Origin of the sequence: Actinomadura flavalba DSM 45200 (assembly GCF_000374305.1) — a bacterium.
Lineage (GTDB): Bacteria > Actinomycetota > Actinomycetes > Streptosporangiales > Streptosporangiaceae > Spirillospora > Spirillospora flavalba.
Genome location: NZ_KB894094.1, coordinates 239,708 through 258,346, shown reverse-complemented (window position 1 = coordinate 258,346; position 18,639 = coordinate 239,708). Strand labels below are relative to the sequence as shown.

Annotated in this window: 17 protein-coding genes; 10 read left to right on the top strand and 7 right to left on the bottom strand. The window is 73.7% G+C overall.

Annotated features, from left to right (window positions below):
• The first annotated feature begins 15 nt into the window (after positions 1-15).
• The 3 genes from C229_RS30200 (at position 16) to holA (ending at position 5,523) form a co-directional block, all read left to right on the top strand.
• Entirely contained in the window at positions 16-759 is a 744-nt protein-coding gene (locus tag C229_RS30200; protein ID WP_018655069.1) for a ComEA family DNA-binding protein, read from the top strand.
• A gap of 1,008 nt (positions 760-1,767) precedes the next feature.
• A complete protein-coding gene (locus C229_RS0110705) occupies positions 1,768-3,873 on the top strand; it encodes a ComEC/Rec2 family competence protein (RefSeq protein ID WP_240487204.1) in 2,106 nt (701 codons plus the stop codon).
• A gap of 690 nt (positions 3,874-4,563) precedes the next feature.
• Positions 4,564-5,523, top strand: coding sequence for a DNA polymerase III subunit delta (gene holA / locus C229_RS0110700; RefSeq protein ID WP_026313658.1), 960 nt, complete (start codon positions 4,564-4,566; stop codon positions 5,521-5,523).
• A 585-nt stretch (positions 5,524-6,108) separates the two neighbouring features.
• Here holA and C229_RS30195 read toward each other — a convergent pair.
• Entirely contained in the window at positions 6,109-6,969 is an 861-nt protein-coding gene (locus C229_RS30195) for a LysR family transcriptional regulator (protein WP_018655066.1), read from the bottom strand.
• 70 nt (positions 6,970-7,039) lie between these two features.
• Here C229_RS30195 and C229_RS0110690 point away from each other — a divergent pair, with 70 nt between their 5' ends.
• Positions 7,040-7,555 (top strand): hypothetical protein, encoded by a 516-nt coding sequence (locus C229_RS0110690; RefSeq protein ID WP_018655065.1) that lies wholly within the window; start codon positions 7,040-7,042, stop codon positions 7,553-7,555.
• 434 nt (positions 7,556-7,989) lie between these two features.
• On the opposite strand, the gene C229_RS0110685 is transcribed toward C229_RS0110690, so the two are convergent.
• Positions 7,990-8,514, bottom strand: coding sequence for an RNA 2'-phosphotransferase (locus C229_RS0110685; protein ID WP_018655064.1), 525 nt, complete (start codon positions 8,512-8,514; stop codon positions 7,990-7,992).
• A gap of 73 nt (positions 8,515-8,587) precedes the next feature.
• The gene (gene rpsT / locus C229_RS0110680) at positions 8,588-8,854 is read right to left on the bottom strand and encodes a 30S ribosomal protein S20 (protein WP_018655063.1); all 267 of its coding nucleotides are present in this window, start codon (positions 8,852-8,854) and stop codon (positions 8,588-8,590) included.
• Positions 8,855-9,122: 268 nt separating this feature from the next.
• On the opposite strand from rpsT, the gene lepA reads away from it, so the two are divergent.
• Complete coding sequence (gene lepA / locus C229_RS0110675; protein WP_018655062.1) at positions 9,123-10,961, top strand: translation elongation factor 4; 1,839 nt, start codon at positions 9,123-9,125, stop codon at positions 10,959-10,961.
• A 28-nt stretch (positions 10,962-10,989) separates the two neighbouring features.
• On the opposite strand, the gene C229_RS0110670 is transcribed toward lepA, so the two are convergent.
• Both C229_RS0110670 and C229_RS0110665 read right to left on the bottom strand, forming a co-directional pair.
• A complete protein-coding gene (locus C229_RS0110670; protein ID WP_018655061.1) occupies positions 10,990-11,406 on the bottom strand; it encodes a magnetosome magnetite crystal formation protein family in 417 nt (138 codons plus the stop codon).
• Positions 11,407-11,454: 48 nt separating this feature from the next.
• On the bottom strand, positions 11,455-12,321 hold the full coding sequence (locus tag C229_RS0110665; RefSeq protein WP_018655060.1) for a hypothetical protein: 867 nt from the start codon (positions 12,319-12,321) through the stop codon (positions 11,455-11,457).
• A 175-nt stretch (positions 12,322-12,496) separates the two neighbouring features.
• Between C229_RS0110665 and C229_RS0110660 the strand changes: the two genes are divergently transcribed.
• On the top strand, positions 12,497-12,937 hold the full coding sequence (locus C229_RS0110660) for an antitoxin YezG family protein (protein WP_018655059.1): 441 nt from the start codon (positions 12,497-12,499) through the stop codon (positions 12,935-12,937).
• 30 nt (positions 12,938-12,967) lie between these two features.
• A complete protein-coding gene (hemW, locus tag C229_RS0110655; RefSeq protein WP_026313657.1) occupies positions 12,968-14,176 on the top strand; it encodes a radical SAM family heme chaperone HemW in 1,209 nt (402 codons plus the stop codon).
• Positions 14,177-14,186: 10 nt separating this feature from the next.
• Here the strand turns inward: hemW and C229_RS0110650 are convergent, their stop codons facing one another.
• Entirely contained in the window at positions 14,187-14,684 is a 498-nt protein-coding gene (locus C229_RS0110650) for a DUF4870 domain-containing protein (RefSeq protein WP_018655057.1), read from the bottom strand.
• A gap of 46 nt (positions 14,685-14,730) precedes the next feature.
• Positions 14,731-15,546 (bottom strand): DUF3097 domain-containing protein, encoded by an 816-nt coding sequence (locus tag C229_RS0110645; protein WP_018655056.1) that lies wholly within the window; start codon positions 15,544-15,546, stop codon positions 14,731-14,733.
• Positions 15,547-15,663: 117 nt separating this feature from the next.
• On the opposite strand from C229_RS0110645, the gene hrcA reads away from it, so the two are divergent.
• The 3 genes from hrcA to C229_RS0110630 all read left to right on the top strand — a co-directional run bounded on the left by hrcA (position 15,664) and on the right by C229_RS0110630 (position 18,638).
• On the top strand, positions 15,664-16,677 hold the full coding sequence (gene hrcA, locus C229_RS0110640; protein ID WP_018655055.1) for a heat-inducible transcriptional repressor HrcA: 1,014 nt from the start codon (positions 15,664-15,666) through the stop codon (positions 16,675-16,677).
• Positions 16,678-17,811 carry a molecular chaperone DnaJ gene (gene dnaJ / locus C229_RS0110635; RefSeq protein WP_018655054.1) on the top strand — a complete coding sequence of 378 codons (1,134 nt, stop codon included), beginning with the start codon at positions 16,678-16,680 and terminating at the stop codon, positions 17,809-17,811.
• A gap of 95 nt (positions 17,812-17,906) precedes the next feature.
• Complete coding sequence (locus tag C229_RS0110630) at positions 17,907-18,638, top strand: 16S rRNA (uracil(1498)-N(3))-methyltransferase (protein ID WP_018655053.1); 732 nt, start codon at positions 17,907-17,909, stop codon at positions 18,636-18,638.
• Position 18,639 lies beyond the last annotated feature (1 nt).

Sequence of the window (18,639 nt, the reverse complement as noted above, 5' to 3'; positions counted from 1 at the left end):
CCTAGCGTCCTATCCATGAGATTCAACGAACCGCTCAAGACCGCCGGTGCCCCGCCTTCCTCGAAGCTGCGCGGCGGCCCGGACATGCCGCGCATGTCCGCCAAGGGCGCCCGGGTCATCCTGCTCGCCGCAGTCGTGGCGACCGTCGTCGCCGTCGCCTACCTGTGGCTCTCGTGGCCGCGCGCCGAAGCCGCCCCGGAGCCCGTGGCGCCCACGGCACACGTCTCACCCGTGTCCGCGCAGGCCCCGCCGCCGTCACCGGAACCGTCGGCGGCGTCGGTAGTCCTCGTCCACATGCTGGGCAAGGTGCGGCGCCCGGGTGTCGTGGAACTCCCGTCCGGCTCCCGCGTGGTCGACGCCCTGAAAGCGGCGGGCGGCACCCGCCCCGGCACCACGACCGGCTCCCTCAACCTCGCCCGCCGCCTGGTGGACGGCGAACAGATCCCGATCGGCGTCAAAGGAGCCCCACCGTCACCGACCTCACCACCGGCCGACCCCGGGGCAACCGGCGCCCCACCGGGGAACGGCGCCCTGATCGACCTCAACACCGCCACCCTCGAATCCCTGCAGACCCTGCCCGGCGTAGGCCCCGTCCTGGCCCAGCGCATCATCGACCACCGCACCCGCCAGGGCCCCTTCCGCTCCATCGACCAACTCCAGGACGTCTCCGGCATCGGCCCCCGCCGCTTCACCGACCTGAAACCCCTAGTCCGTGCCGACCCCACCACAACACCACCCCAACAGGGCACCAACTCGTGAACCCGCACACCCACAAGCCCCACCCGAAGCCGAGCCCGAACGACCCACAGACACGCGGCCCACCGAAAGGCGCCTTCTCACCGACCCGCACGCGCTCCGCCGACGAAAGGCCCTCCCACCAGCCCGAACACGCGACCCGTCGATGCTCCTACGCCCCACGGAAGAGCAGAGCCGCATGGCCAGCAGGCACCGCGTCAGGAGACGCCGGGTCACAGGCGCGATGTGAAGGCGCCGGGTCTGGATGCGCCCAGTTGGAAGGCGCCGGGCCAGGAGGGGCCGGTCCGGCGGCGCGCGGTCCGGCGGCGCGTTGCGCGGAGGTGCGCGGCGTCGCGGCGCGCGGTGTGGAGGCGCGCGGGCTGAAGGCGCCTGGTCTGGAGGTGCCCGGTGCGGAGGCGCGTGGACTGGATGCGCCCGGTTGGAAGGCGCCTGGTCTGAAGACGCCGGGCCGGGAGAGGCCCGGTCCGGCGGCGCGCGGTGTGGAGATGCGCGGCCCGAAGGCGCTGAGCCAGGAGGCGCCCGGCTTGGAGGCGCCCGGCTTGGAGGCGCCCGGTCTGAAGGCGCTTCGCCACCAAGCGTCCGGTCAGGGGCGCCTGCTGGGAGGCGCCCGGCTGGGAGGCACCCAGTCTGAAGGCCCCCGGCAAGGAGAGGCCCGGCGTGGCCGCGTCGGGTCACAGACGCGCGGTGTGGAGGCACGCGGTCAGGAGGGATGCGGTTCGGGGCGGCGGGTCGTGAGGTGCGCGGTCGGTGGGGTCGCGTTGGTGGGGCGGAACGGTGGCTGGAGGGATGGGGAGCCGGATGAAGCTTGTGGGGGGTGTGGTGGATGCCGGGACGGTGGCGGGTCGGGGGCCGGTGGATGTGCGGTTGGTGGTCCCGGCGGTCGCGGTGTGGGGGACGGCCGTCGTCGTGGTGGGCGTGCGGCCGGTGGTCGGGGGCGCGGTCGCGTTGGCGTGCGCGGTGGGGGCGTTGGTGGTCGTGGCACGGGGACGCGTGGCGGTGGGGGTGGCATTGATGTGCGTCGCGGGATCGGCGGCCGCGGTCGGCGTGCGGGTCGCGGCGGTGGGGAGCGGGCCGGTGCGGGCGGCGGCGGCCGGGGAGAGGCGGGGAACGGCCGAGGTGGTCGTGACCGGCGATCCGCTGGTGACGCACCGGGGAGCGCGGCAGACGGTGATCGTCCGGGCGCGGGCCGAGGTGTTCGGGCCGAGCGGGGACATGGGGCGGGTTCGGGTTCGGGTGCCGGTGCTGCTGGTCGCCTATGACGAGCGGTGGCGAACCCTGGTGCCGAGTACCCGGGTGCGCGTGACGGGGAAGTTCGTGCCTCCGCGCGGAGGTGAGTTGCTGGCGGCGGTGATCGTGGTGCGGGGGCCGCCGGTCGCGATCGGGGAGCCGTCCCGGGTGCAGCGGGCGGCCGAGCACGTGCGGGCGCGGCTGCGAGCGGCGGTCGCCCACCTGCCCGGCGACCAGCGGGCGGTGCTGCCGGGGCTGGTCGTGGGCGACACCTCGGGGCTGGACCGGTCGCTCACCGAGGCGTTCCGCACGGCCGGGCTGACACATCTGCTGGTGGTGTCGGGCGCCAACCTCGCGATCGTCATCGGAGCCGTCCTCGGCGTGTGCGGCTTCCTCGGCGCGCGCCGCCGCACGGCGACGCTCGTCGCGGTGGGCGCGGTCCTGGTCTTCGTGGTCGTGGTCCGGCCGGAGCCGAGCGTCCTTCGCGCGACCGTCATGGGGTTGATCGGGCTGCTCGCGCTCCTGAGCGGACGCCAGCGGCAAGGCGTCCCGGCCCTCTGCGCGGCGGTCGTCGTCCTCGTCCTGCTCGATCCCGCGCTCGCGCGCTCCTACGGGTTCGCGCTGTCGGTGCTCGCGACCGCCGGGCTGCTGGTCCTCGCGCCGCCGTGGCGGGAGAGGCTGCGGCGTCGGCTGCCCGCGCCGCTGGCCGACGCCGTGGCCGTGGCCGCCGCCGCGCAGCTCGCGGTGGCGCCGCTGCTCGTCACACTGTCGGGCGAACTGGGCGTGCTGGCGATCGTCGCCAACCTGCTCGCCGCACCGGCCGTCGCGCCGGCGACGATCCTCGGCGCGATCGCAGCGGTCACGGCGCTCGTGGCGCTGCCCGTCGCGCAGGTGATCGCGTGGCCGGCGGGCCTGGCGGTCGGCTGGATCGCCGGGGTCGCCCGGACGACGGCCGCCCTGCCGTACGCGACGCTGCCGTGGCCGGCGGGCCTTCCGGGAGCCGCCGCGGCGCTCGCGGCGTGTGTCGCGGCGGTGCTGATCCTGCGCCACCGCGCGCTGCTGGTGCTCGCGTCCGCCACCCTGGCGGGCGTCGCGGTCGCGGTGCTCCTGCTGCGGGCCGTGTCACCCGGCTGGCCGCCGCCGGGCTGGCTGCTGGTCGCGTGCGACGTGGGGCAGGGGGACGCGCTCGTCCTGGCGACGGGCGTCGCGGGCCAGGCGGTCGTCGTCGACACCGGCCCGGACCCGCACCCCGTCGACGGCTGCCTGCGTCGCCTGAATGTGCGGACGGTCCCGCTGCTAGTCCTCACCCATCCGCACGCCGACCACACCGGCGGCGTACGCGGCGTCCGTTCCGGACGGAGCGTGCACACCGTCCTGACGACACCGCGGAGCGGTGCCCGGGACGGCCGCGACACCGGCGGCCTGATCCGGCACGGCAGCCACCCCGGCCAGACGTGGCGCATCGGCGCCCTCACCCTGACGGTGCTCGCCCCACGCATCGACGGCCCACCGCTCACCGTCGCCACCGACGGCACCACGATCAACGACGCGAGCATCGTCCTGCTGGCTCGTCACCCACGCTTCTCCGCCCTGCTCACCGGCGACCTGGAGGACGACGCCCAACGCGCCCTGACACCCCACGTCCCACCCGTCGATGTCTTGAAGGTTCCGCACCATGGCTCGAAGACACAGCACGCCCCGTTCCTCGCCGCCACCCGCGCACCCCTGGCCCTCGTCTCAGCGGGCCGGGACAACGACTACGGCCACCCGGCCCCCACCACCCTGACCCTCCTGCGTTCACTGCACATGCGCGTCCACCGCACCGACCAGCAGGGCGACCTCGCCATCGTCCCCGCCCGTCCCGGCCTCGTAGTCGTCACCCGCCGCTGAACCCATGAGCCAGAGAACCCCACCGCGCACACCACAACCCGGCCCACGACGCCGTCGCGGACCGTTGAACCCATGGCCGGAGGACGCCGCAGCGTAGAGCACCGCCCGTCCCGCCCCGCACCGTCGTCGCGGGCCGTTGACCCATAGGCCCGGGGACCGCGCCGCGTGGACCACGGTCCGTCCCGCACGTTGTCGCGGATGAGCGAACCCATGTGCCGGAGGACCATGCCGGGCCTACCCCGGCTCGGCCTGGCCCGGCTCGGCCTGGCCCGGCTCGGCCTGGCTCGGCCTGGCCCGGCCCGGCTCGGCCTGGCCCGGCCTGGCCCGGCTCGGCCTGGCCCGGCCTGGCCCGGCCTGGCCCGGCCTGGCCCGGCCTGGCCCGGCCTGGCTCGGCCTGGCCCGGCCCGGCCTGGCCTGGCCTGGCCTGGCCCGGCTCGGCTCGGTGTCCGGTGCGGCTTGGCCCGGTTCGGTTCGGTTCGGTCGGCCCGTCCCATAGCGTCGTCGTCCGCCGCTGCATTCATGGGCGGGGGACGGGGCCGCGCGGACTCTCGTCCGTTTCGCAGTGCCGTCGTGGGGGTGTGCTCGGCCGTGGGTGGCGGGCACGGGTGCGGCGTCGGTCGGGTCGTGGCATGAGGGGGCGACCGGGGCGGAGGCGGGTGAGGGGTGGTCGTGGGGTGGCATGCTTGGGGGGTGGCGTCTGAAGCACTGCATGTGATCGCCGGGGACGAGGAACTGCTGGTCGACCGGGCCGTGGGGGAGGTCGTGGCGGCGGTGCGGGCCGCGGACCCGGAGACCGAGGTGCTCGATCTGGCGCCCGGCGGGCTGGAGCCGGGGCGAATCGGGGAGTTGACGTCGCCTTCGCTGTTCGGGGAGAGCAAGGTGCTCGTGCTGCGGGCGGCACAGGACCTCGGGAAGGACCTGACGGCCGAGGTGCTCGGGTATGCCAAGGCGCCCGCCGAAGAGGTCGTGCTCATCGCCGTGCACCACGGGGGCGCCAAGGGCAAGGCGCTCGTGGACGGGCTCGTCAAGGCGGGGGCCCGGAAGGTCACGTGCCCCAAGGTCACCAAGACGGGGGAGCGGGTCGACTTCATCCGCGCGGAGATCCGCCGGGCCGGGGGCAAGATCTCGGCCGACGGTGCGCGCAACCTGCTGGAGGCCGTCGGCAACGACCTGCGGGAGCTGGCGGGCGCGTGCAGCCAGCTCGTCGCCGACACCGGCGGCAAGGTCGACGACGTCGCCGTCGCCCGCTACTACCGGGGACGCGCCGAAGTCAGCGGCTTCGCCGTCGCCGACAAGGCGATCGAGGGCGACCTGGGCGGCGCCCTCGAACAGCTCCGCTGGGCCCTGGCCACCGGCGTCGCGCCGGTCCTGCTGGTGAGCGCGCTCGCGCAGGGCCTCCGCGGCCTCGCCAAGGTCGGCGGCGCTCCCCGCGGCGCCCGCGCCGCCGGGCTCGCCAAGGACCTCGGCATGCCCCCCTGGAAGATCGAACGCGTCCAGCGGCAGCTCCGCGGCTGGTCCGGCGAGGGCGTCGCCCAGGCCATGTCCGCCGTCACCGAGGCCGACGCCGCCGTCAAGGGCGCCGCCGCCGACCCCGCCTACGCCCTGGAAAAGACCATCACCCGCATCGTCACCGCCCGCTCCCTCCGCTAACCCAACCACCCCACCCACCTACCAACGCCCCACGCCCCGCCGATCCACCCGCCGAGGCCCCACCCGCGCCACCCCACCCGCGCCGACCACCCGCGACGCCGACCCACCCGCGACGCCCCATGCGCTGACGCGCCAGGCGCCGCCGTGCCGCTTGCCACGCGCCACGCGTCGACGCCACCTCGTGTCGATGCGCCACGTGTCGCGTGCCGCCGCACCGACGTGCCGCTCCCCGCCGCGTCAGCGTGCCGCTTGCCCGCGCGCTGCCGCCGCGCGCTGACGCGGCGGGGAGCGGCCTCCTCGTGCCGACGTGTCGCGCCGACGTGCTGCGCGCCGATGTGCTGACGTGCCTCGTGTCGTGTGTCGTCGTGCTGGTGTGTCGCTTGTTGTGTGCTGGCGTTGCGCGTTGACGTGTGTTGGGTCGTTGTCACTTGTTTGGCGACGTTCTGTGTGTCGCGGCTCCGTGGGCTGATGGCGCGTGTGGGGTGGGGATGTTCGTGGTTCTGATGTTCGGTTTGTTCTCTGTCTGGGGGGCGGATGGTGTGCGGGTTGCCGGGTGAGTGTTGGGCTGGTTGGTGGGGTTGTGGTTCAGGGGAGGTGGGTGGTGATTGTGGTGAGGAGGGTGGTGGTGGCGGGGGTGTTGGTGCGGGTGGGGAGGTGGAAGGCGTGGTAGGGGACGGGTGGGAGGTCGGTCAGGGGGCGTGTGGTGACGCCTGGGGGCGGGGAGGCGCAGCCGTTGACGACGGCCAGGCCGACGCCGAGGGCTACGAAGTGCAGGATGAGGGGCCAGCCGTGGGCCTCGACGGCCGTGGTCCAGCGGACGGACGCCGCGTGCAGGGCCCGTTCCAGCGCGACGCGGTGCGGGCCGTGCGGCGGCGGCATGACCAGGTGCGCCGACGTCAGGTCGCGCAGGGTGAGGGTCGCGCGTGCGGTCAGCGGGTGGTCGTCGGGCATCGCCAGCACCTGCGGGTAGCGGGCCAGCAGGACGGTCTCCAGGTCCGCCGGGAGCACGTCCAGGACGGCGACGCCGACGTCCGCGCGGCCCGTGCGGACCGCGCCGAGCGCGCGGGCCCGGTCGCCGTTGATCAGCCGCAGCCCGGGAAGCGCCCGCACCGCCGGGCCCAGCAGGTAGAGGTACGCGCCCTCGCCCGCCGCCAGGACGGGCGCCCGCGTCGGCGCCGCGCCGCGCATCTCGGTGAGGAACGCGCCCACCCGGGCGTCCAGCTCGCGCGCGAACCGTGCCACCGCCTCGCCCTCGGGCGTCAGGTCGAGCCGCCGCCCCCGCCGCACGTACAGCGGACGCCCCAGCGAGACGCCCAGCTTGCGGATCTTCGCGTGCAGCGACGGCTGCGAGATCCGCAGCTCCTCCGCCGCCCGGGTGAAGTTCCGATGCTCGGCGAACACCGCGAAGGCGGCGAGCGCGTCCGTGGAGACCCGCGAGAGATCCATAGCTTGAACCTATAGTTCCCGCACCGATCCATAGTTCTCCCGCCGTCCGGCGGGCGGGACGCTGAACGGCATGAACGCTCACGAACAGCACATCACCCGGCTCGGCATCGACTTCGGACGCGTCGTGCACGGCGGCGCCCTCGCCCCCGGCGACCAGGACACCGTCTTCCTCGGCGGCGACGACGCGCAGGCGCTCGCGTCCCAGGCGACACCGGGCATGTGGGAGGCGGTGCCGGGCCTGGTCGACCTCTTCGGCGGACGCGCGTGGATCATCTCCAAGTGCGGCGAGCGCATCCGCCTCCGCACCCTCGCCTGGCTCGACCATCACGACTTCTACGCCCGCACGGGCCTGCCCCGGGAGAACGTCCGGTTCTGCCGCCGCCGCGCCGACAAGGCCGGACACTGCCGCGAACTGGGCATCACCCACATGATCGACGACCGGCCGGACGTCCACCGGGCGCTGGAGGGCGTCGTCCCGCACCGCTTCCTGTTCGGCCCGCAGCCCGCCGCGCCCCCGCCCGGCGTCCAGGACGCGGCCGACTGGCCTCGGACGGCCGCCCTGATCCGCGCCACCGTCAGTAGGTAGCGGGGCGGAACCGACGCGCTGAGCCGGGCGCCGTCCGGCGTGGGGTGGAGGACATGCCCGTCGGTGGCGGTCTGTCGGCGGCGTTCGGGCGTGGGCGAGTGGTCCGGGACGGCGGTGCTGGCCTGTGCCATCGTCAGCGCAGGTAGTGGGATGGAGTCGACGCGCTGGGTCAGGCGCCGTTCGGCGTGGCCTGGAGGACGCGCCCGTTGATGTGTATCGGGTGGCGTCTTCTTGTCCGGTGGTGGTCTGTCGTGTCGCCGGTCGGCGGGGTGAGTGGGCCGGGGCGGCCGTGCTGATCTGTGCCGTGGTGAGCCGGGCGCCGTTGGGGTGTGCGGTGTAAGCCCTTCCCGCCTTACAGCGGGTGGCGTCTGTCTGTCCGGCTCGCAGCCCTGCGTCCGGCTGGACCGGGACGGCGGTGCCGGTTCGTGCCGTCGTCAGTGCAGGTAGCGCGGAAGGACCGATGCGGTGAGCCAGACGCCGTTCGGGGTGTGGTGGAAGACGTGGCCGTCGGCGTGCATCGCGGCGGCGTCGATCTCCAGGACGACGGGCGGGCCGTGGCGGCGGCCGACGGCGGTGGCGGTCGCGGCGTCGGGGGAGAGGTGGACGGCGTGCCGCCGCCCCGGGAGCAGCCCGTCGCGGCGGATCGCGGGCAGGTGCCGCGTCGTCGTGCCGTGGTACAGCACGGGCGGCGGCGCGGCGACGGGATGATCGAGCCGAACCGGGATCGAGTGCCCCTGGTTCGCCCGGACGAGCAGGCCGGACGCGTCGAACGCGTACCGGCCCTTGGCGTCGGCGGCGACGAGCCGGCGCAGCCGGTCGAGCGTCAGCGGGACGCCGTCGCGCCGCGCGACGGCCAGCACCTCGTCCACCGGCGCCCATCCGGCGGCGTCGATGGTCAGCCCGTCCGGGCGGTGCCGCAGCAGCCGCGACAGGTACTTGGAGACCCGCACGTCGTCCATGGCAGGGAACGCGAACGGCGAAGCCGCGGCACCCGCATCAGGGGCCGCGGCTTCGCCGGACGTCGCGTGGGCCTTACTTGGCCAGCTCGGCGGCGCGCTTGGCGATCGCCGACTTGCGGTTCGCGGCCTGGTTCTTGTGGATGACGCCCTTGCTGGCGGCCTTGTCGAGCTTGCGGGCCGCGGCGCGCTGCGCCTCGACGGCCTGGTCGGCGTTGCCCGCGTCCGCAGCCTCGCGGAACTTGCGGATGGCCGACTTCAGCTCGGACTTGACGGCCTTGTTGCGCAGCCGGGCCTTCTCGTTCTGCTTGTTCCGCTTGATCTGGGACTTGATGTTAGCCACGTCGTAGTGCCTCAGCTTGGTTGCGATCCGGGCCTGCCGCAGGCAGCGGGACAGGCTCTGACGAAGGGGTGAACGGGGGCGGACGGTGCCCCAGGGCACGACGCTACGCCACACGCAGGTTGCGAGCTTACCAACGACGGCGCGCCCCCGCGAATCCTGGCGCGTGGAGGGGCTGCACGGAGCATCCCGGAGGACATGGGACTATGGGACACGGCGTACTCCGCCGTCGCTCCACCCTGCCCATCAGCGAGTTTGCGAACGGACCCCGATGCCGGCGCCCCAGCCGAACCAGACCGACCCCGCGATCATCCGCAACTTCTGCATCATCGCGCACATCGACCACGGCAAGTCGACGCTCGCCGACCGGATGCTGCAACTCACCGGGGTCGTCGAGGACCGTCAGATGCGCGCGCAGTACCTCGACCGGATGGACATCGAGCGCGAGCGCGGGATCACGATCAAGAGCCAGGCGGTCCGCCTGCCGTGGACGTCCGGCGGCACCGGCTACGTGCTCAACCTGATCGACACCCCCGGCCACGTCGACTTCTCCTACGAGGTGTCGCGGTCGCTGGCGGCGTGCGAGGGCGCGGTCCTGCTGGTGGACGCGGCGCAGGGCATCGAGGCGCAGACGCTGGCGAACCTGTACCTGGCGATCGAGGCCGACCTGCACCTCATCCCGGTGCTGAACAAGATCGACCTGCCGGCCGCGCAGCCGGAGAAGTACGCCGAGGAGCTGGCCGGCATCATCGGCTGCGACCCGGGCGACGTCCTGCGCGTCTCGGGCAAGACGGGCGAGGGCGTCACCGAACTGCTCGACCGCATCGTGCAGACGGTCCCGGCCCCCCAGGGCGACCCGGACGCCCCGGCCCGCGCGCTCATCTTCGACTCGGTCTACGACACCTACCGGGGCGTCGTCACCTACGTCCGGATCATCGACGGCCACCTGTCGCGCCGCGAGAAGAGCCTGATGATGTCCACCGGCGCCGCGCACGAGACGCTGGAGGTCGGCGTCATCTCGCCGGAGCCCAAGCCGGTCTCGGGGCTCGGCGTCGGTGAGGTCGGCTACCTGATCACCGGCGTGAAGGACGTCCGCCAGGCCCGCGTCGGCGACACGGTGACGACGTCGTCGGGCGCGGCGGCCGAGCCGCTCGGCGGCTACCAGGACCCGAAGCCCATGGTGTTCTCGGGCCTGTACCCGATGGACGGCGACCAGTACCCCGACCTGCGCGACGCGCTCGACAAGCTGCGCCTCAACGACGCGGCCCTGGTGTACGAGCCGGAGACGTCGGCGGCGCTCGGCTTCGGTTTCCGCTGCGGCTTCCTCGGCCTGCTGCACATGGAGATCGTCCGCGAGCGGCTGGAGCGCGAGTTCGGCCTGACGCTGATCTCCACGGCGCCGAACGTGGTGTACCGGGTCGTCATGGAGGACGGCACCGAGCACACGGTCACGAACCCGAGCGAGTTCCCCGAGGGCAAGGTCGCCCAGGTGTACGAGCCGGTCGTGAAGGCGACGCTGCTGTCCCCGAGCGACCACATCGGCGCGATCATGGAGCTGTGCCAGGGCCGCCGCGGCGTGCTGCTCGGCATGGACTACCTCTCCGAGGACCGCGTCGAGATCCGCTACACGCTGCCGCTCGGCGAGATCATCTTCGACTTCTTCGACCAGCTCAAGAGCCGGACGCGCGGCTACGCCTCGCTCGACTACGAGCCCAGCGGCGAGCAGGAGTCCGACCTGGTCAAGGTCGACATCCTGTTGCAGGGCGAGTCGGTGGACGCGTTCAGCCAGATCGTCCACAAGGAGAAGGCCCGCGAGTACGGCCTGATGATGACGGCTAAGCTCAAGGAGCTGATCCCCCGGCAGCAGTACGAGGTCCCGATCCAGGCGGCGGTCGGCGCCCGGATCATCGCCCGCGAGAACATCCGCGCGATCCGCAAGGACGTCCTCGCCAAGTGCTACGGCGGCGACATCTCCCGCAAGCGCAAGCTGCTGGAGAAGCAGAAGGAGGGCAAGAAGCGGATGAAGACGATCGGCCGCGTCGACGTCCCGCAGGAGGCGTTCGTCGCCGCGCTCTCCACCACCGAGCCGGCGGAGAAGACCAAGAAGTAGACGGGCCGGGCACGGCGCCCGGCCCCTCTCACTTGACCAGCGGCCAGGCCAGCACGATCGGCACCTCGCGGAACTCGCCGCGGTTGGCGGAGCGTCCGGCCCAGACGAGCGCGAAGAACGTGGCGCCGGTGAAGATCATCGGCAGCACGAGGATCTGGTCGAAGACGAGCGAGACCAGCAGCGCGAACGTCCACACGGCGGCCGACGCGATGCCCATGTTGAGCGCCTGCGCGGCGTGCCGCCGCACGAACGGGTGCCGCGCCTTGCCCAAGTAGACGATGGCGGGCGCGATGCCCGCCAGGACGAACTGGCCGATGTAGGCCATGAGCGCCCAGTTGCGGTCGTCGACGGTGATCGGGCCGGGCGGTGGCGCGGCCGGACGCGGCGGCTGGTGCGGGGGCTGCTGCCAGGCGGGACCGGGCGACGGGGGAGGCCCGTAGGCCATGGCGAGTGTCCTTCCAGGGGGCGGCGGAGTACGCGGCAGTTTACGGCGTCAGCGGAGCCGGCGCGGGTCGGTGCGGCCGTGCGGGAACTCCAGGGCGACGTGCTCGAAGCGGTGCCCGCCGCCGGGCGGCGGCGCGAGGCTGAGGCCGAGATCGGGCAGGACGGTCTGCCCGTGCCGGTCGAGGGTGCGGTGCCCGAGGTCGCGCAGCAGCGTGACGACGTCGGCGGCGGGCTCGTCGAGCAGGTCGATGCCGTCGTAGCGGAACCGCAGCTCGGGGTTGCCGCCCCAGCCGCCGGGCCGGGAGCCGAAGACGGTGCTGACGCGCTCGGCGCCGCCGGGTTCGCGGACGGCGGCGACCGACAGCGAGCCCCGCCCGACGCGGATGGCGCGGTGCGCGCTGTACCCGCAGATGAACGACGGCGCCGGGACGGGCGACGCCAGCCGCCCGGCGACGGCGGTGAGCGTGTCGAACGCGTCGGCGGCGCTGGTGGAGAAGAGCAGGTCGGCGTCGGGCAGGACCGCGCCGCGGCCGGGTTCGAGGGCGACGACGAAGGGCGGGACGCGGCCGGGGAACCGGGCCGGGTCGGGGTCGCGCAGCGTGACGAGCCCCTCCCACGCGACGGGCTCGTCCACGACGAACCAGGTCACGTCGGCCTCGGCGCCCAGTTCGGTGAAGGCGCGGTCGGTGAGGAGCCGGGCGGCGCTCTCGCGCAGCGTCGCGGCGGTCTCGGCGAGCCGCGGTCCCCACCAGGCGGGGGCGGTCCCGTCGCGCCAGACGGCGCCGGTGCGGGACAGCGTGCGGCGGTCGCGGCCGTCCTTCTCGTCGATGATCTCGCAGTGCCAGCCGTCGGGGCCGCCGGTGAGCAGAACCCGTGCCGGCACGCGTCCGTAGCGGGGCGCCCCGAAGTCCACCATCCTGCGACTTTATCCGGACCGGTGCCGCCGACGCCGGTGGACGCGCGTTGTGCGCGTTTCGCCGGGGATGACCGCGCCGTGTCGGACGCGACACGGCGGACGTCCCGGAGCGGGACGGCGCCTGCCGCTACGGTCGGTGTTCGGACGCATCCGGAACGTCGGAAGGTATGCGAGGGTGACCCACGCGGATCAGGTCCTGCGTTCGGCCAAGGAGCGCGAGACCGTCAACGCGGTCGTCCGCGCGCTCCGCGCCGCCGCCCCGTTCGGGTGGGAGCGGCTCAGCGTGGAGTTCCGCGCCACGGTCGGGATCGACAGCGTGCTGTTCGAGATCCTGGACGCGCACGGCGGGCGCCGCACCGCGATGCCGCCCGGCCAGGCGGTCGGCAAGCTGGACGAGCTGCGCCGCGTCATGTACCGGCGCGGCAAGGGCGCGTGGTTCACGGCGCTGCTGGAGGTGGAACGCTCCGGCCGGTTCAGCGCCGAGTTCGACTACGACGGCGAACCCGACTTCCACCCGGCCCTCACCGCCGCCGCGTTCCGTCAGGACCTCGACCGCTTCCCCCGCCACGACGAGCACATCCCGGACTGGCTGCGGGCCCGTCTCGCGGAGGTCTGAGCACGGTCCCCGGCGCGGCACACTGGGGGAGTGCCCGCGACCCTTCCCGATGGCGACCCCGTGCCCGCCGACGGCGCGCTGCCCCGCAGCGCGCTGGACGGGCTCGGCACCCGGCCGTTCGCGTTCTACGTCCACGTGCCGTTCTGCGTGACGCGCTGCGGCTACTGCGACTTCAACACCTACACCGCGACGGAGCTGGGCGCGGGCGCGAGCCGCGAAGCCTACGCGGAAACGGTCGTGCGGGAGATCCGGCAGGCGCGGCGGGTGCTGGGCGACGCCGAGCTGCCCGTGCGGACGGTGTTCGTCGGCGGGGGCACGCCGACGCTGCTGCCCCCCGGCGACCTGGGCGCCGTCCTGGCCGCGATCGACGCCGAGTTCGGCCTCGCGCCCGGCGCGGAGGTCACCACGGAGGCCAACCCCGAGTCGGTCGACCTCGCCTACCTGGAGGGGCTGCGGGCCGCCGGGTTCACCCGCGTCTCGTTCGGGATGCAGAGCGCCCGCGAGCACGTGCTGCGCGTCCTGGACCGCGCGCACACGCCCGGCCGCGTCGCCGACGTCGTGGACTGGACGCGCAAGGCGGGCTTCGCGCACGTCAACCTCGACCTCATCTACGGCACCCCGGGCGAGTCCGACGACGACTGGCGCGCCTCCCTGGAGGCCGCGCTGGCCGCCGAGCCCGACCACGTGTCCGCGTACGCGCTGATCGTCGAGGAGGGCACGCGGCTGGCGGCGCGGGTGCGGCGCGGCGAGCTGGCGGCGCCCGACGACGACGCCATGGCCGACCGCTACCTCATGGCCGAGGAGATGCTGAGCGGCGCGGGCCTGCGCTGGTACGAGATCTCCAACTGGGCGGCGTCGCCCGAGGCGGCCTGCCGCCACAACCTGCTGTACTGGACGGGCGCCGACTGGTGGGGCGCCGGTCCGGGCGCGCACAGCCACGTCGGCGGCACCCGCTGGTGGAACGTCAAGCACCCAGCGGCGTACGCGGCGCGGCTGGCCGAGGGCGTCACGCCCGCGCACGCCCGCGAGGTCCTGGACGACGCCGACCGCCGCGTCGAGCGGATCATGCTCGAACTGCGGCTGGCCGACGGCTGCCCGGTGGACCTGCTGGACGACGCCGCCGTCCGGCGGGCCGTCGGGGACGGGCTGCTGGAACCCGCCCCCGCCGCCTCCGGCCGGGCGGTGCCGACGCTGCGCGGCCGGCTGCTCGCCGACGCGCTCGTCCGCGACCTCACCTGAAGCCCGGCGGTCAGGTGAACATCGGCCACGCCATGAACGACGGGAAGCGGTAGTACTCGCCCTTGTTCGCCGCGATGGCCGCGATGATGATGAACACGAACTGCGCGATCAGCACGGCGGGCAGCAGCACGAACCCGATCAGCACGATCATCAGAATGGCGCTGATCATCGCGTAGACGAACTGCGTGATCGCGAAGTTGAGGCCCTGGGCGCCGTGGTGGCGCAGGAACGGCGACTCGTCCTTCTTGATGAGGTAGACGAGCAGCGGGGCGACGAACCCCAGCAGGAACTGCCCGAGGTGGCAGAGCAGCCCCCACGTGCGGTCGTCGGAGGTGACCTGGCCGGGCGTTCCGTAGGGCTGCATCTGGCCGGGCTGCCCGTAGGCGTCGTAGCCGGGCGCCTGGCCGTACGCGGCCTGGTCGTAGCCCGGCTGGCCGTGCTGCTGGCCGTAGCCCTGCTGCCCGTACGGGTCCTGCGGCTGGCCGGACGGCTGGTTTCCGTAGCTCACGCGTGCTCCTGTCGCTCAGCGGCGGGGGGCTGGACGGGCGGTTCCGTCACGGTGCCGTGACGAAGTCAATCAACTCTTCGACGCGCCCGAGCAGTTCCGGTTCCAGATCGGCGTAGGTCGTGACGGAACCGAGGATGCGCTTCCAGGCGGCGCCGGTGTCGTCCCCCCAGCCGAGCGCGGCGAGCACGCCCTCCTTCCAGGGCAGGCCGCGGGGCACGTCCGGCCAGGCGGCGATGCCGACGGCGGACGGTTTGACGGCCGCCCACACGTCCACGTACGGGTGCCCGGCGACGAGCACGTGCGGCGAGGTGACGCGGGCGGCGATGCGGCTCTCCTTGGACCCGGCGACGAGATGGTCGACCAGGACGCCGAGCCGCCGCCCCTCGCCGGGCGCGAACTCGTCCACGATGGCGGGCAGGTCGTCCACGCCCTCCAGGTATTCAACGACGACGCCCTCGACCCGCAGGTCGTGCCCCCAGATCTTCTCGACCAGCTCGGCGTCGTGCAGGCCCTCGACGTAGATCCGGCTCTCCTTGGCGACCTGCGCCCGCACGCCCGCGACGTGCACCGAGCCCGACGCCGACCGGGCGGGGCCGCGCGGCGCCGCGACGGGACGGGTGAGGGTGACGGGCCGTCCGTCGATGAGGAAGGCGGCGGGCGCGAGCGGGAACACGCGCCGCTTGCCGAACCGGTCCTCCAGGGTGACGCCGAACTTGTCGCATCCGACGACCGCGCCGCAGAAGCCGCTGCCGGGGTCCTCCGCGACCAGGCCCGGTTCGGCCGGGACCTCCGGGATCTGCCCCTTGCGGGGTCGCCGCCAGTCGCCCGCGAGGACGTCCTCGCCGTAGTCGTTGCTCCGCACGCCACCGCACTCTAACGAGCGCGAGCGAGCCGGGCACCTCCGGACGACCCTCCGGGGGTCGTACACTTGGCACTCCGAAGCAAGGAGTGCCAGTACGGGGGCAGGGGAGGTGACCACGTGCTCGACGACCGGAAACTCGCGGTCCTGCGCGCCATCGTCGAGGACCATGTCTCCACCAACGAGCCGGTCGGCTCCAAGACCTTGGTGGACCGCCACAGCCTCGGCGTGTCGTCGGCGACGATCCGCAACGACATGGCGGTGCTGGAGGAGCAGGGCTACATCACGCAGCCGCACACCAGCGCCGGGCGCATCCCGACCGACAAGGGCTATCGCCTGTTCGTGGACCGGCTGTCCACGATCAAGCCGCTGTCGGTCGCCGAGCGCCGCGCCATCGAGACGTTCCTCGGCGGCGCCTACGACCTGGACGACATCGTCGGCCGCACGGTGCGGCTGCTCGCGCAGCTCACCCGGCAGGTCGCGGTCGTGCAGTACCCGTCGCTGTCGCGTTCGACGGTGCGGCACGTGGAGCTGGTCCCGGTGGCCGAGCGGCGGCTGCTCCTGGTGGTGATCACCAACACCGGCCGGGTCGAGCAGCGGCTGATCGAGACGCTGACGCCGGTGCCGGAGGAATCGATCGCGCACCTGCGGGCGTTGCTCAACACGTGTCTGGACGGTTGTGGCCTCGGCGACGCCCCCGACGCGGTGGCCGACCTGCCGGACAAGCTCGCCCCGGACGACCGGCCGCTCGCGGCGGCGGTGCTGTCGGTGCTGCTGGAGAGCCTGGTCGACCGCACGGAGGAGAAGGTCGTCTTCGCCGGTGCGGCCAACCTGGCGCACGTGGACTTCTCGCGCAGCCTGCGGGACGTCCTGGAGGCGCTGGAGGAGCAGGTCGTCCTGATGAGGCTGCTCGGAGAGACCGGCGATTCCTCTACAGTGACGGTGCGGATCGGCACGGAGAACCCCGACGAGGGCCTCCGGTCCACCTCGATCGTCGCCACCGGCTACGGCGCCGGTGACATCACCCTGGCCCGGCTGGGCGTGCTCGGGCCGACACGCATGGATTACCCCAGCACGATGGGAGCGGTACGGGCAGTGGCACGGTACGTGGGACAGATCCTGGCGGGGTCGTAAGTGGCCAACGACTACTACGCGACCCTCGGCGTCCGGCGGGACGCCAGCGCGGACGAGGTGAAGAAGGCGTACCGCCGGCTCGCGCGCGAACTGCACCCGGACGTCAACCCCGATCCGGCCACGCAGGAGAAGTTCAAAGAGGTCACCCAGGCGTACGAAGTCCTCTCCGACCCGCAGAAGCGGGAGATGTACGACATGGGCGCCGACCCGTTCGCGCGCGCCGGAGCCGGCGGTGCCGGGTTCGGCGGCGGCGCCGGGTTCCCGTTCAGCGACATCATGGACGCGTTCTTCGGCTCGGCGTCCGCGCGCGGCCCGCGCAGCCGGGCCCGCCGGGGACGCAACGCCACGCTGCGGGTCGAACTCGACCTCACCGAGACGGCGTTCGGCACCACCCGCGAGCTGACGATCGACACCGCCGTCGCCTGCACGCACTGCCAGGGTGAGGGCACCGCGCCCGGCACCCACCCCGACACCTGCGACACGTGCCAGGGCCGGGGCGAGGTGCAGCAGGTGCAGCGCTCGTTCCTCGGCCAGGTCATGACGGCCCGTCCGTGCCCGCAGTGCGGTGGTTTCGGGTCGGTCATCCGGCACCCGTGCCCGGAGTGCTCGGGCGACGGCCGGGTCCGCACCCGCCGCACCGTCAAGGTCAAGATCCCGGCGGGCGTCGAGAACGGCATCCACATCCAGCTCGCGGGCGAGGGCGAGGTCGGCTCCGGCGGCGGCCCCGCCGGAGACCTCTTCCTGGAGATCGTCGAGAAGCCCCACCCGATCTTCGAGCGCGAGGGCGACGACCTGCACTGCACGGTCGAGATCCCGATGACGGCGGCGGCCCTCGGCACCAGCGTCACGATCGAGACCCTCGACGGCCCCGAAGAGGTGGACATCAAGCCCGGCACGCAGTCGGGCCAGGTCACCACCCTGTACGGGCGCGGCGTCCGGCACCTCAACGAGAGCGGCCGCGGCGACCTGAACATCCACGTCCGCGTCGAGACCCCCTCCCGGCTCGACGAGGAGCAGGAGGAACTGCTGCGCCGCCTCGCCGTCCTGCGCGGCGAGGAGCGCCCGCCCGGCCGCTTCGCCCCCGGCCAGCGCGGCGTCTTCTCCCGCCTGCGGGACGCGTTCAACCAGCACTGAAGAGACACCGTCACGGCCTACCGGGAGGGCCGCGCCGCCCCGCCGGGCGGAGCGCCCTCCCGGTAGGCCGCGCGCGATGAAGGGTTGCCAGCACCATGAGCGCACCGGTCTTCCTCGTCGAGACCGCCGCCCTGGCCGGTGAGCGCGTGGTGCTCGACGGGCCGGAGGGGCGGCACGCGGCCACGGTCCGGCGGCTCCGGGCCGGGGAGCGGATCGACCTGACCGACGGCGCCGGGCTCGTCGTCGAGGGCGTCGTCTCCGGCGTGGAGCGCGACGCGCTGAGCGTGGACGTGCTCGCGCGGCGGGAGGTGCCCGCGCCCGCGCCGCGCCTGGTCGTCGTGCAGGCGCTGCCCAAGGGGGAGCGCGGGGAGCTGGCCGTCGAGACGATGACCGAGGCCGGGGTCGACGAGATCGTGCCGTGGGCGGCGGAGCGCTGCGTGACGCGCTGGAAGGCCGAGCGGCGCGAGAAGGCGCTGGGCCGCTGGCGCAACGCCGCCCGGGAGGCCGCCAAGCAGGCGCGCCGCGTCTGGCTGCCGCACGTCACCGACCTCGCCAGCACGGCCGCCGTCGCGGCGCGGCTGCGCGACGCTGGCGCCGCCTATGTACTGCACGAGGGGGCGACCGACCGGCTCAGTGCCGCCGCGCCCCCGGCGACCGGCGACATCGTGCTCGTCGTCGGCCCCGAGGGCGGCGTCAGCGACACCGAACTGGCGACGTTCGCGGCGGCCGGGGCGGGCGGCGTGCTGCTCGGCCCGACCGTCCTGCGCACCTCGACGGCGGGCGTCGCCGCCCTGGCCGTCATGTCGTCCCTGACCGGACGCTGGTAGC

What these genes read in the sequence shown, in the direction of transcription:
- C229_RS30200 (WP_018655069.1), top strand. Translation starts at nt 16, where the DNA reads ATGAGATTCAACGAACCGCTCAAGACCGCCGGTGCCCCGCCTTCCTCG.
- C229_RS0110705 (WP_240487204.1), top strand. Translation starts at nt 1,768, where the DNA reads ATGTGCGTCGCGGGATCGGCGGCCGCGGTCGGCGTGCGGGTCGCGGCG.
- C229_RS30195 (WP_018655066.1), bottom strand. Translation starts at nt 6,969, where the DNA reads ATGGATCTCTCGCGGGTCTCCACGGACGCGCTCGCCGCCTTCGCGGTG.
- C229_RS0110690 (WP_018655065.1), top strand. Translation starts at nt 7,040, where the DNA reads ATGAACGCTCACGAACAGCACATCACCCGGCTCGGCATCGACTTCGGA.
- C229_RS0110685 (WP_018655064.1), bottom strand. Translation starts at nt 8,514, where the DNA reads ATGGACGACGTGCGGGTCTCCAAGTACCTGTCGCGGCTGCTGCGGCAC.
- lepA (WP_018655062.1), top strand. Translation starts at nt 9,123, where the DNA reads ATGCCGGCGCCCCAGCCGAACCAGACCGACCCCGCGATCATCCGCAAC.
- C229_RS0110670 (WP_018655061.1), bottom strand. Translation starts at nt 11,406, where the DNA reads ATGGCCTACGGGCCTCCCCCGTCGCCCGGTCCCGCCTGGCAGCAGCCC.
- C229_RS0110665 (WP_018655060.1), bottom strand. Translation starts at nt 12,321, where the DNA reads ATGGTGGACTTCGGGGCGCCCCGCTACGGACGCGTGCCGGCACGGGTT.
- C229_RS0110630 (WP_018655053.1), top strand. Translation starts at nt 17,907, where the DNA reads ATGAGCGCACCGGTCTTCCTCGTCGAGACCGCCGCCCTGGCCGGTGAG.